Below are 12,322 nucleotides of genomic sequence, written 5' to 3' on the forward strand. Positions count from 1 at the left end.
TGTTCATGCCAATGCCGAAGCGCATGCGCAGCACCCGCTCCTCGCGCGGCGTCAGGGACGCCAGCACCCGGGTGGTGGTTTCGCGCAGATTCGACTGGATGGCCGCGTCGATGGGCAGGACGGCGTTCTTGTCCTCGATGAAGTCGCCTAGGTGCGAATCCTCCTCGTCGCCAATGGGCGTTTCGAGGGAGATCGGCTCCTTGGCGATCTTCAGCACCTTGCGCACCTTTTCCAGCGGCATGGCCAGCTTTTCGGCCAGTTCCTCCGGCGTCGGCTCGCGGCCGATCTCGTGCAGCATCTGGCGGGAGGTGCGGACGATCTTGTTGATCGTTTCGATCATGTGCACCGGGATGCGGATGGTCCGCGCCTGGTCGGCGATCGAGCGGGTGATGGCCTGGCGGATCCACCAGGTGGCGTAGGTCGAGAACTTGTAGCCGCGGCGATACTCGAACTTGTCGACCGCCTTCATCAAGCCGATGTTGCCTTCCTGGATCAGGTCCAGGAACTGCAGGCCGCGGTTGGTGTATTTCTTGGCGATCGAGATCACGAGGCGCAGGTTGGCCTCGACCATCTCCTTCTTGGCCTGACGCGCCTCGCGCTCGCCCTTCTGCACCGTCTGGACGATGCGGCGGTAGTCGTCGATCGGCAGGCCGGCCTCGGTGGCCACGGCCGCCACGTCGCCGCGGATCTGGGCGATCTGGGCCGCCTCGTTCTCGCTGAACTTGGTCCAGCGCACGCCCATGGCCTTGATCCGGTCGGCCCAGGTCGGGTCCAGCTCGGCGCCGAAATAGGCCTTGAGGAATTCGGGGCGCGAGATGCCGTAGCTGTCGGCGAGGCGCAGCAGCCGGCCTTCCAGCCCCATCAGCCGCTTGTTGATCGCATAGAGCTGCTCGACCAGCGCCTCGATGCGGTTGTTGTTCAACTTCATCGTCTTCAGGCGGCCGGAGATGTCCGCCGTCAGCGTGTCATAGGCCTTCTGGTCCTTGGCGTTGAGGGTCTCGCCCTTCAGCCGCGCCTCGACCAGCTTGTCCTGCAGCTTGCGGAACGCCCCGAAGTCGCCGGCGATGGCGTCCAGCACCTCCATGACGCCGTCGCGCAGCTCGGCTTCCAGCGCCGAGATCGACATGCCGCCGCCGTCGTCGAAGTCTTCGTCCTCCTCGTCGTCCTCGGACTTCTCGCCCGCGCCTTCCTCGGAGACCGCGGCCTCCTTGGCCTCGGGCGAGCCCGGGATCGGCTGCGGCGGCTGGTTGTGCGGCAGGGACGACGGGTTCAGCACGCCGTAGGTGGCGTCCAGGTCGATGACCTCGCGCAGCAGGATGCGATTGTTGGCCAGCTCGTCGCGCCACACCATGATGGCCTCGAAGGTCAGCGCGCTCTCGCACAGGCCCGAGATCATCGCGTCCCGGCCGGCCTCGATGCGCTTGGCGATGGCGATTTCGCCCTCGCGGCTGAGCAGCTCGACCGACCCCATCTCGCGCAGATACATCCGCACCGGGTCGTCGGTGCGGTCATAGGCGGCCTTGGCCGGCGTCTCGGCGACCGAGGTCTCGGCGGCGGCGGCGACTTCCCCGCCCTCGCCTTCCTTCGGCTCGGCGTCCTCTTCGGCCTCGACGACGTTGACGCCCATCTCGGACAGCATCGCCAGCGTGTCCTCGATGGCGTCCGGCGTCACCTCTTCGGACGGCAGGACCTTGTTCAGGTCCTCCATCGTCACATAGCCGCGCGCCTTCGCCTGCTTGATGAATTTCTTGACGCCGGCGTCGGTGAGGTCGAGCAGCGGGCCGTCGCTCTGGGCTTCGGCTTCCTGCGTCTCGGTCTGCGCACTCATTCAGTTCTCTCTCCGGGCGGAAGGCTGATCAGGCCGTCCGCCAATACAACGTGTGGCGAAGTCGTTTGTTACGAGCCCGCGCTGTCTTCCCATATTTCGCCGGTTTTGATCGCGCGACGCAGGACGTCACGCTCGGCCTTGAGCCGGCGAAACGCCTCGTCCTGCCCCGGCACGCCACGCGCCGAAGTCAGGGCATCCTCCAGCGCCGCCACGCGGGTGAGCGCGTCGAACGCCTGCGACCATCGGATCCGCGCTTCGCCGAGGGGCTTGTCTGCGGCCAGGAAAGGCGCGCCGGACTTTGCCGCCGCCTTCTCGACCTCGTGCATCAAGACGCCATGACCCGATTGCGCCAGATGGCGACGCAGGGCGGCTGAGTCAAGGTCTTGGCCCGAGAACCTGAGCCTCACCATCTCCTGCGCCAGGCCGTCGAGGGCCGGATCGCCGAAGCCGTGCCGGGCGATCGCCTCGAGGTGATCGTCCATTCTTTCCGGATCGTCGACGGCGCCATGGGCCAGCGCCGCCGCCACCGGCTCGATGGAGCGCGACAGCGACTGCATCGCCTGCGCCCCCTCGGCGGTCTGCCCCAGCTTCGGCGGCGGGCCTGGCCGCCAGCGGCCGCCAGGACCCGTCGCAGGCGCCCCGGGCGGGGCCCGCCGCGCCGGGAACATCGCGTCAAAGCGGTCGAACAGCTCGCGCCGGTACTGCTCCGCCAGATCCTTGTCCTGCACCGCCGACGCCGCCTGCCTCAGCCGTCCCTTCAGCCCCGCCCGCCGCTCCGGCGTATCCAGCGGTTCGGCCTCGGCCTCCTTCTGGAACAGCACCTCGGCGAAGGTCCGCGTCGCCGACAGGGCCTGGCGCAGCGCCGGCGCCCCGCGGTCGCGCAGGATGTCGTCCGGGTCCTGCCCCGCCTCCAGCAGGGCGAAGCGGAACGACCGACCGGACTTCAACTGCGGCAACGCCCGGTCAATCGCCCGGTACGCCGCCCGCCGCCCCGCGGCGTCGCCGTCGAAACACAGCACCGGCTCGGACGACACCCGCCACAGCCGCTCCATCTGCTCCTCGGTCAGAGCCGTGCCCATCGGCGCCACCGCCGGGATCCCCGCCCGTTGGCAGGCGATCACATCCATATAGCCCTCGACCACCACGATGGCCTGGCTGTCCCGGCTCTCGGCCCCGAGGATGCGCCGCGCCTCGGGCAGGCCGTACAGGGTCGCGCCCTTGTGGAAGAGCGGGCTCTCCGGCCCGTTCAGGTATTTGGCCCGGTCGTCGGGGTTCATCGCCCGCCCGCCGAAGCTGACGATCCGGCCCCGCGCGTCGAGGATCGGGAACATCAGGCGGTCGCGGAACCGGTCGTACGGAGTCCCGCCGCCTTCCGGCGCGATCAGCATGCCCGCCTCGACCAGGTCGCCCGGCTTGGCGCCGCGCTGCACCAGCGCCGCCTTCAGCCCCTCGCGGTCGTTCGGCGCATAGCCCAGCCCGAACCGCTCCCACTGGTCCTCCGGCAGGCCCCGCTTCTCCAGATATTCCCGCGCCGCCTTGCCCGGCGAACGCCGAAGATTGGCCGCGAACCATTTCTGGGCCAGGTCCATCCAGTCCGTCAGGCCCTGCTTCTTCGCCTCGCGCTCGGCCGCCTGCGGGTCCTCGGCCGGCAGGGCCATGCCCGCCTCCCCCGCCAGCCGCTGCACCGCCTCGACGAAGCTCAGCCGCTCCGTCTCCTGCAGAAAGGAGATGACGTCGCCGTGCTTGCCGGACGAGAAGTCGTGGAAGAAGCCCTTGTCGTCATTGACGAAGAACGACGGCGACTTCTCCTTGGTGAAGGGCGACAGGCCGACATATTCCCGGCCCTGACGCTTGAGTTTCACCGTCCGCCCGATGATATCGGACGGGCGAAGGCGGGCCTTCAGTTCTTCAAGGAAGCGGTCGTCGAAGCGCACGGTCGTCTTATAGCGCGCGACTCGCGCCGGCGCCGCCATTTACCTTTCATTAACCACAAAGGCGAAACGGCGGCCATAACTGCCTGATTCAACGCATATTTTTGTGAGCAATTCGGAACGATCCACAGGCCTGTGGATTAACCATGCCGCCCGTCGCAGAAGACGACGGACCCCGGCGGCCTCCCGGCGAAGATCGCGGAGCCGCCCCGAGAGTGAAAGCCGCCATGTTCATCGCCATCGCCCGCCCGGCGGTGGAGCCCCAAGGCCCCGACGCCGTCGCCGTCCCCGGCTCCCCCGCCATCGCCGAACTGCCCCCCCGCGCCCTGCACGCCCGTCTGCTCGAGAACGCGGCCCTGCGCCGCCGGCGCGGTCTCGAGCGCCGCCGCAGCAACCGTATGGAGGACGCGGACTACTGGCTGCACGCCGCCCCCGTCGCCGTCCGCAAGGCCAGCGCCCTGCGCGAGGAAAAGAGCTTCGCGGCGCTGCCCTGACAGCCAGGACCTGGACGTGCGCTCAAGCAGCGAGCGACCGCGTCGCGAGCGATAGCGCCTCGCTTAAAGGTACCCCAGCCACCAGTCGCAGCGGCGGCGCTTGACGCCCTCGAACCAGCGCGACAGCGGATACAGCAGCACGACGGTCAGCAGCCAGAAACCGTAGACCCCGGCCAGGCCGAACCCCCATCCGGCGGCCAGCAGCCGGCCCGGATCGCCCAGCATGTTGAAGAAGGCGGATGCGGGGACTCCCATCGCGACGCCCACGAGCAGAGCCAGGGCGTGGGCCAGCCAGACGTGCAGCACATAGGTGAACAGCGGCGTCCGCCCGAAGGTCAGCAGAACGCCCCGGGCCGGCCGCCACAGCCGCTCCAGCACCGGCAGCAGCGCCAGGGAGACGCCCAGCGTCACCAGCACATAGTCCAGCGATGGCGGGTACTTGGCCACGTTGATGAAGGACAGGCCGGTCCACAGGCTCTCCGACTGCGCCTCCCATGGCCGCGGATCGCCGTACCCGTTGACGGCGCGAAGCACGGCGAACGCCGCCACCAGGCCTCCCGCCAGCAGCAGCACGGCTCGGGTGCGCGCGGGGCCGCCCAGGGTGAACAGGCCGCCGAGGCCGTAGCCCGTCAGCATGATCCCCAGCCAGGGCGCGAACGGATAGGCCACGAACGCCCCGAACGGAGCCGGCCCGAACTCCATCGACAGACTCCACAGCGGCGCGGCGGTCCCGAGATCGGGCGGATCGACCGGCGCCAGCGCCTGATGGCCGACGACGATCAGCACCCCCAGCGCCAGGACCGCCGCCCTCGGCAGCCAGATCAGCGCCGCCAGCACCAGCATCGACGCCCCGATCGCCCAGATCACCTGCAGGAAGAACCCCAGGCCGAAGTTGAAGCCCCACTGGACCAGCGTCAGCTCCAGCACGATCAGCCAGGCGCCCCGGGTCAGCAGGAACCGCATCAGGTCCGGCCGGGTCTTGCCGTTGGCCTGCTGCAGCCAGACCGACACGCCGGCCAGCAGCACGAACGTCGGGGCGCAGAGGTGGGTCGCCCAGCGGGTCATGAACAGCGCCGGATCGCCGGCCTCTCCAAGCGCAAGCGGATCGGCCGTAAAGGCGGTGCGGTGGAAGAAGTCGCGCACGTGGTCCAGCACCATAAGCACGATGACCAGCCCGCGCAGGGCGTCGATTCCCTCGATGCGGGCGGCGCCCGATCGGGTCACGCCAGAGGCTGCGGCGGCCGGGGACGCCAGCGGTGCATCGTGTGCGGCCTCGACAGGCTGTGCAGTCATGGCGTCCCTCCGCCGTCGAGCTTAGGGCCGGTTGGCGGCCGCGCGCCAGAGGCCGCGTCTGGGCCGGGCGGCCTAGCCACGGCTGAGCTCCTGTGGTTGTCTTCGCCCGCATCTCTGGGGGGAAAGCACCATGAACCGTCTCACCGCAGCCGTGGCCGCCGCCGCGCTCGCCATCGTCACCTCCGCCGTTCCGGCCGCGGCCCAGGACATCGTCGGACCCGTCGCCGCCGCCGTGGACCAGTTCGGCCAGAGCATGGCTGAATCGATGACCGGCGGACCAGGCCTGTTCGTCACCGCCCAGGGCGAGGCGCCGCTGCCCGCCGCCGCCTCGACGCCGATGACGGTCACCATCAAGGGCACGGGCACGACCGCGGTCGAGGCGGTCGCCGACCGCAACACCCAGCTGGACCGGGTCCGCTCCGTCGCCAACCGTTTCGACGTGGCCATCGAGGTCGGGGCCACCAACTACGCCATCGAGGAAACCCCCTCGTGGCTGTCCGGGGATGCGGCGATGGCCCCGGCCGCCATGGACTGGAGCGATGAAGCGGCCGCTGCTGTGGAGCTCGTCGCTCCGGTCGCCGAGCCGACGACCGCCCCGGCTGACGCCCGCACTGTCACCGCCTCCGTCCAGGTCAAGCTGGACCGCCCGAACGAGTCCCGCCTGCCCGACTTCGTCGACGCCCTGGTCGAGGCCGGCGTCACCGATCTCGACGACAGCCTGAACGGACTGAACCTCGGCGCCATGGCGCCCTTCATCTCCATGCTGGGTCTGGACCCGACCCGTGACCCCGGCGAGGCCGTGTGGAGCCAGGCCACCGCCGACGGCGTCCGCAAGGCCCGCGCCCAGGCCGAGGCCATCGCCGAAGCCGCCGGCCGCCGCCTCGGCCCGGTCCGCTACGTCAGCGTCCTGATGCGCTCCCACAACGCCGAAAACGCCCTCGTCAGCGTGGCCGTGCGCTTCGGCTTCGAAGACTAGGCCGGCGCTCATGGTAGTCGGCCGGGCGGCTCAGCCGACGTGACGCTGTGCTTGCAATCCGGGGAATTATGCGCGGGTTCAGCGGAAATTACCGCCTTGGATCAGAGGCATGGCCTTTTCTCGGGTCAATCTTCCCGCCCTGGGGGCGGACGGGTCCATAATGCCCGTGTCTGCCTGTCCGGCAGGCGGGTCTTTGAAAACTGAAACCGCCCGCCTCGGCCGGGATGCGTCGCAAACAAAACGGACGCTACGGACGCTACGAACTCTACGGACGCTACGGACGCTACGGACGCTACGGACGCTTCGGACGCTTCGGACGCTTCGGACTGTATTTTTCTCTCCGAAGAGTCCGGTTCGAGGTGCCTCAGCCCTTCATCGAATCCGCAAAGCGCTGGAACAGATAGAGGCTGTCCGTCGGCCCCGGGGACGCCTCCGGGTGGTGCTGCACACTGAACACCGGCCGGTCCTTCAGGGCGATGCCGCAGTTGGTGCCGTCGAACAGGCTGACGTGGGTCTCGACCACCGCGTCGGGCAGGCTGTCGCGGTCCACGGTGAAGCCGTGGTTCATCGACACGATCTCGACCTTGCCGGTGGTCAGATCCTTGACCGGGTGATTGGCCCCGTGGTGGCCCTGATCCATCTTGACGGTCTTCGCGCCCAGCGCCAGCGCCAGCATCTGGTGCCCCAGGCAGATGCCGAACAGGGGCTTGCCGCTGTCGACCAGCTTGCGGATTTCCGGCACGGCGTATTCGCCCGTGGCCGCCGGATCGCCCGGTCCGTTCGACAGCACCACCCCGTCAGGATTGCGCGCCAGAATGGCCTCGGCGGTCGTATCGGCCGGCACCACGGTGATCTTCGCGCCCGTCGAGGCCAGCGCCCGCAGGATGTTGCGCTTCACGCCGTAGTCGACGACGACCACCGACTTGTCCGTCGCATCGACCCTCGGATGGCCTTCCGGCCAGTCCCACAGCCCCTCGTCCCAGTCGAACGACTGCAGCGTCGAGGCGTCCTTGGCCAGATCGAGCCCGACCAGCCCGCTCCACGCCCGGGCCTCCGCCACCAGGGCCTCGAGGTCGAATCGCCCTTCCGGGTCATGGGCGATGACCGCATGCGGCGCCCCCGCGTCGCGGATGCGCGCCGTCAGCTGGCGGGTGTCGACCCCGGCCAGCCCGACCACCCCGCGCCGCTTCATCCAGCCGTCGAAGTCGCTCTCCGAGCGGTAGTTGGCCGGGTCCGTCGGCATGTCGCGGAAGATCGCGCCCCGCGCCGAGGTGTCCGAACCGCCGCCGATCTGCTCCACGTCCTCGACATTCACCCCGGTGTTGCCGACATGCGGGAAGGTGAAGGCCAGGATCTGGCTCATGTAGGACGGGTCGGTCAGGATCTCCTGATACCCCGTCATGGCCGTGTTGAAGACGACCTCGCCGAGGGCCGTGCCGGTCGCGCCGCAGCCGAGGCCCTGCAGGATGGTTCCGTCGGCGAGCGCGAGCACGCCGGTGACGCCGGGAAGAAGCTTCGTGGTCATGGCAGGCTCCGTAGCACCGAATCCGGGCGAGCAAACGGCGCGGTGGTTAGGCGTCGCCCGCCACGGGGTCAACGCGCGGTCCGGACTTTCTCAGAAACACCAGCCAGGCGGCGGTGGTGAGGACGAAGAAGGCCGCCGCCGGCCAGACGTACTCCAGCCCCGCGAAGCCGACGGCGGCGCAGGCGAACAGAAAGCCGGCCACGGCGATGCTCCGCGCCTGCGTCCGCCTCGCCAGCCGGAACAGCGAGGCCGAGCAGATGGCGTAGACGACCAGCGACAGCACCGAGGTCGCGCCCGCCAGCACGCCGAACTGGTCGCCCAGCGTCGGCTGGCCCGACACCACCACCGTCACCACGCTCATGATCGCGGCGCCCAGCAACGGATTGGCGATCGGCGTATGCTCGCCGGCCCCGAAGCCGGACGGCAGATAGCCCTGACGCGCCGCGGACCGCGCCGTCTCGCCGCCCAGCATGACCCAGCCGCCGACCGTGCCTACCGTCTTGATCACCGCGCAGACCGCCACAACCCCGGCGATCGAGGCTCCGAACACCCGCCCGGCCAGATCGGCGTAGGGGCTCGTCGAACTGGCCAGCACGCCGGCCGGAATGACCCCGAACACCGCCACGGTCGCGGCGACGTAGACGACGGTGGCCAGCAGCACCCCGGCCACCGAGGCCCGCCCCACGTCGCGGGCCGGATGCTTGACCCTGACCGACAGGGCCGCCGCGCTCTCCACCCCGAGGAAGGCCCAGAAGATCACCGCCAGCGAAGCCGGCACGCTCTGGACCAGCGTCTTCCCGGACGGGCTCCACGACGCCTCGAAGACCTCCGGGTCGAAGGCGATGATCCCGGCCGCCACCGCCACCACGATCGGCGCCACGCCGATGGCCAGGGCCACAGCCGCGAGCCCCGAGGCCGTCCTCGCGCCGATGATGTAGGCGATCGTCGCCAGCCAGATGATGCCCAGGTTGCAGAAGGTCGCGGCGATCGGGTCCCTCAGCACCGGCCAGAAGAAGCCGAGGTAGCCCGTGGCGGCCACGGCGATGGCGACATTGCCGACGAGGCAGGCGGTCCAGAAGGCCAGTGAGGTCTGGAAGCCGAAGAACCGCCCCAGCCCCCGCTCCGCAAAGCCCGGCAGGCCGTCGGCGTCGGGCTGCAGCCGCCCCAGCGCCCCGAACACCAGCGCCAGCGTCACCGCTCCCGCTCCCGCGACCAGCCAGCCGATCAGGCTGGAGCTGCCCACCGTCGCCAGACTCACGGGGAGCAGATAGACGCCCGAACCGATCATGTTGCCGGCCACGACCAGGGCCGCCAGCCCCCAGCCCAGCTTGTGGCGGTCCGACAGGGGCTCCTCGGCCAGCGGAATGGAATGGGGCGCGGCGCTCATGCGTGAACCTCGGCGAGACGGGACTGGAACCAGGCCACCGCGGCCTCGTGGCGGGGGCTCAGCACCCCCGTATCATACGCCCCGCCGACAGGTTGGCCTGCACGGCCTCGCAGATGCGGGCGTCCTCGGCGGTCAGCCGGTCCGACGCCTCCAGCGCCTCTCCCGCCGCCCCGGCCCCGCCGTCGTTCAGGAACAGATAGTCCAGCCGTGTCCGCCCCGGCCCAATGGGCGTCATGCGCTCCACCATGGCGCCGTCGCGGTAGACGTTGATTCCGAGGTTGGGCCACAGCCAGCCCCACACCCCCGCCTGCGGACCGTCGTTCACCCCTGCCGCCTCCTGCACCACCAGATCGCCCTCGAACCGCACCCGGTATTCGGCCGACCCCAGCTCCCCGGCCAGCACCGGATGCACCGACCCGATATGGTAGCCCTCCAGGTAGTTCTCGGCATAGACCTTCCAGTCGCAGGCCAGATGGTGGCTGCGTCGAAGCGCCGGCGCGGCGATACTCAGCCCTCGCTCGGTCAGCAGCGCCTCCAGCGGCGCGACGTGGTCGTCGAGCGCCGCCGCTTCCGGGTCGAGGGTGGCGAAGACCAGCCCGCGCCAGGTGTCCAACCTGACGCCCAGCAACCCGAACGCGCGTGGATCGAACCCCTCCGCCGTCCCGAACCCGGTCGCCGTCCGCAGCCGCCCATCCAGCGCATAGCGCCAGCCATGGTAGGCGCAGACCAGCTCGCCTTCGCAGCGGCCGCTCGCCCCTTCGACCAACGGCCCGGCCCGATGACGGCACACATTGTGGAAGGCCCGCAGCGCCCCGTCCTTCCCGCGCAGCACCAGCAGCCGATGCCCGGCCACGTCGGCGGCGATCCAGTCGCCCGGCCCCGCGGCCTCCGCCTCGTGGCCAAGGAACAGCCAGGATCGGCCGAACACCGCCGCCCGCTCCCGCGCCCAGGCGTCGGGACAACCGTAGAACCGGGCGGGAAGCGTGGCCTGCATGATCGATCAAGGCCCGCCCCGGACGGCGCCGTCAACCGTCCTCAGACGACGACTGCGTCCATGCCCGCGAACACGGCGTGGGTGGCGCCGGCCGCGTGGGCGGCCAGCCCCCGGTCGGGCCGGAGGTTCAGCAGCATGACCTGCGGACAGGCCCGCCGCGCCGCACCGATCAGCTGGACCGCTCCCTGCCAGTCGCGAGCGCTCTCGTGCTCGACGCCGGCGAAGTCGATGGCCAGGCACTGGGCCTTCACCTGCGACAGCCGCAGCGCGGCGCCGACGTCCGGCGCAATATGCAGGATCGCGCCGAGCGACCCGGTCTCGAAATGCTGGATGGCTTCCTGGATGGCCTCCGGCGGCGCCTGTTCCAGCCCGCCCATGACTTCGACCAGCAGGGTCCCGGGCGCCGATTCGTGCTGCATCTCGGCGCACAGCAGGTCGAACCGGCCGCCGCTCGACGCCACCGTCCGCCAGAACGCCGGCAGGACTCCGCTGTCGTCCGCGCCCAGCCGCAACAGGTCGAGGCCGTTCCTCAGGGTCTGGGTGTCGATGCTGATCAGGTCCGCGGGCTCGAGCGTGCGCCGCCCCAGACCGACGAGAGCGCTCTCGCCGCCGCGATGGCGGACACTGCGGCGGATCCGCCGCGCGACCGGCGCCGAGCGGCCAAGGTCGAACACAGGTTGCGCCGCCAGCGTGACGATCAGCTCCCGCCGGGCGCGGGTCAGCAGGGTGAAGGTCAGGCTCTCGTAGGGTGCGGCGTACGACCGCCTCTCGCCGATCCGGGCGATCGCTTCCGACCATCCGTCGTCCCGCGGATCAGGGTCCGGCCCGGCCGTCAAAGTGGTCGGGTAGCCTGGCTCGTTCCTCATGACCGTGTCTCCAGCCGGTCTGAAAAAGGCCCCCCGCATGCAAGAAGGCGCTCCAAGGTGAAAACACATCGCTGACGAACGTGGTCAAACGCCGTTGACCATGGCGTTTCCCGATGCGGGACACGGCGCGCGGCGCCGTTGACCGGATCGCAGCCGCGCGTCAGGAGACGCCATGACCATCACCACGGTCGGCCTCGATGCCGACGACACGCTCTGGCACAACGAGACGATCTTCCGCCTCACCCAGTCGCGCTTCCTGGACCTGCTGTCGGAGCATGACACCGACGCGGTGCAGACGCGTCTGGCCGAGGTCGAGCGCCGCAATCTCCGGCTCTACGGCTACGGGGTGAAGGGATTCACCCTGTCGATGATCGAAACCGCCATGGAGATGTGCGACGGCGAACCGCCGGCCGGCGCCATCCGGGAAATCCTCGCCGCCGGCCGCGAGATGCTGGCGCATCCGGTCGAGACCCTGCCCGGAGTCGACGAAGCTCTGGCGCAACTGTCGGAACGCTACCGTCTGGTGCTGATCACCAAGGGCGACCTGCTCGACCAGGAGCGCAAGCTGGCCGCCTCCGGTCTCGGGGATCTGTTCGCAGCGATCGAGATCGTCTCCGAGAAGGACCGGCAGACTTACGAGCGTGTCTTTGCGCGCCACGGCACCGGGCCCGCCGAGGCCGTAATGGCCGGCAATTCGATGAAGTCGGACGTGCTCCCGGCGTTGGACTCCGGCGCCTTCGCCGTTCACATTCCCTACCCCGTCGCCTGGGCGCACGAACTGGCCGAGGCGCCCGAGGGGCACCCGCGCTACGCGGCGCTGGCCTCGATCAGCTTCCTGCCAGCGTGGATAGAAGAACGGCGACGGGCGTTTGAAGAACGCAGATAGCACGATCTGCCGATTACCGCGTTATCCAAGTAACGTGGAAATATTTCGCTAATGTCCGGAAGCAGTCTTGACCGGACTTATCTGTGGTGGGTTTGTGTCAGCCGTCTGGCTTGGGGGAGGCAGGCTTCCGGTTCCTCTCACC

General features: G+C 69.5%; 10 protein-coding genes. 3 read left to right on the plus strand and 7 right to left on the minus strand.

The annotated features are described in order from the left end of the window. On the minus strand, positions 1-1,828 hold a 1,828-nt coding region (gene rpoD / locus VEA98_RS01180), incomplete at its 3' end, for an RNA polymerase sigma factor RpoD (protein ID WP_324810301.1). Between the two features lie 68 nt (positions 1,829-1,896). Beyond that, positions 1,897-3,762 carry a DNA primase gene (gene dnaG, locus VEA98_RS01185; protein ID WP_324810303.1) on the minus strand — a complete coding sequence of 622 codons (1,866 nt, stop codon included), beginning with the start codon at positions 3,760-3,762 and terminating at the stop codon, positions 1,897-1,899. A gap of 212 nt (positions 3,763-3,974) precedes the next feature. Between dnaG and VEA98_RS01190 the strand changes: the two genes are divergently transcribed. Beyond that, positions 3,975-4,253 carry a hypothetical protein gene (locus VEA98_RS01190; RefSeq protein WP_324810305.1) on the plus strand — a complete coding sequence of 93 codons (279 nt, stop codon included), beginning with the start codon at positions 3,975-3,977 and terminating at the stop codon, positions 4,251-4,253. Positions 4,254-4,316: 63 nt separating this feature from the next. Here VEA98_RS01190 and VEA98_RS01195 read toward each other — a convergent pair whose 3' ends face one another. After that, entirely contained in the window at positions 4,317-5,546 is a 1,230-nt protein-coding gene (locus VEA98_RS01195; RefSeq protein ID WP_324810306.1) for a DUF1624 domain-containing protein, read from the minus strand. Between the two features lie 130 nt (positions 5,547-5,676). On the opposite strand from VEA98_RS01195, the gene VEA98_RS01200 reads away from it, so the two are divergent. Next, complete coding sequence (locus tag VEA98_RS01200; RefSeq protein WP_324810308.1) at positions 5,677-6,522, plus strand: SIMPL domain-containing protein; 846 nt, start codon at positions 5,677-5,679, stop codon at positions 6,520-6,522. Positions 6,523-6,886: 364 nt separating this feature from the next. Here VEA98_RS01200 and carA read toward each other — a convergent pair whose 3' ends face one another. From carA to VEA98_RS01220, 4 genes are read right to left on the minus strand one after another with little or no spacing between them, the layout of a single operon-like run. After that, complete coding sequence (carA, locus tag VEA98_RS01205; RefSeq protein ID WP_324810310.1) at positions 6,887-8,047, minus strand: glutamine-hydrolyzing carbamoyl-phosphate synthase small subunit; 1,161 nt, start codon at positions 8,045-8,047, stop codon at positions 6,887-6,889. Between the two features lie 46 nt (positions 8,048-8,093). Then, positions 8,094-9,434 carry an amino acid permease gene (locus tag VEA98_RS01210; protein WP_324810313.1) on the minus strand — a complete coding sequence of 447 codons (1,341 nt, stop codon included), beginning with the start codon at positions 9,432-9,434 and terminating at the stop codon, positions 8,094-8,096. Positions 9,435-9,492: 58 nt separating this feature from the next. Then, on the minus strand, positions 9,493-10,428 hold the full coding sequence (locus VEA98_RS01215) for an aromatic ring-hydroxylating dioxygenase subunit alpha (RefSeq protein WP_324810315.1): 936 nt from the start codon (positions 10,426-10,428) through the stop codon (positions 9,493-9,495). 41 nt (positions 10,429-10,469) lie between these two features. Further along, on the minus strand, positions 10,470-11,294 hold the full coding sequence (locus VEA98_RS01220) for a hypothetical protein (protein ID WP_324810318.1): 825 nt from the start codon (positions 11,292-11,294) through the stop codon (positions 10,470-10,472). Between the two features lie 172 nt (positions 11,295-11,466). Between VEA98_RS01220 and VEA98_RS01225 the strand changes: the two genes are divergently transcribed. Continuing rightward, positions 11,467-12,180 carry an HAD family hydrolase gene (locus tag VEA98_RS01225; protein WP_324810320.1) on the plus strand — a complete coding sequence of 238 codons (714 nt, stop codon included), beginning with the start codon at positions 11,467-11,469 and terminating at the stop codon, positions 12,178-12,180. Positions 12,181-12,322 lie beyond the last annotated feature (142 nt).

Source organism: Brevundimonas sp. (genome assembly GCF_035627055.1).
Lineage (GTDB): Bacteria > Pseudomonadota > Alphaproteobacteria > Caulobacterales > Caulobacteraceae > Brevundimonas.

Bases quoted from the DNA above. Each gene is read 5' to 3' on its own strand.
- VEA98_RS01210 (WP_324810313.1), bottom strand. From the start codon at position 9,434: ATGAGCGCCGCGCCCCATTCCATTCCGCTGGCCGAGGAGCCCCTGTCG.
- carA (WP_324810310.1), bottom strand. From the start codon at position 8,047: ATGACCACGAAGCTTCTTCCCGGCGTCACCGGCGTGCTCGCGCTCGCC.
- VEA98_RS01200 (WP_324810308.1), top strand. From the start codon at position 5,677: ATGAACCGTCTCACCGCAGCCGTGGCCGCCGCCGCGCTCGCCATCGTC.
- VEA98_RS01215 (WP_324810315.1), bottom strand. From the start codon at position 10,428: ATGCAGGCCACGCTTCCCGCCCGGTTCTACGGTTGTCCCGACGCCTGG.
- VEA98_RS01220 (WP_324810318.1), bottom strand. From the start codon at position 11,294: ATGAGGAACGAGCCAGGCTACCCGACCACTTTGACGGCCGGGCCGGAC.
- VEA98_RS01225 (WP_324810320.1), top strand. From the start codon at position 11,467: ATGACCATCACCACGGTCGGCCTCGATGCCGACGACACGCTCTGGCAC.
- VEA98_RS01195 (WP_324810306.1), bottom strand. From the start codon at position 5,546: ATGACTGCACAGCCTGTCGAGGCCGCACACGATGCACCGCTGGCGTCC.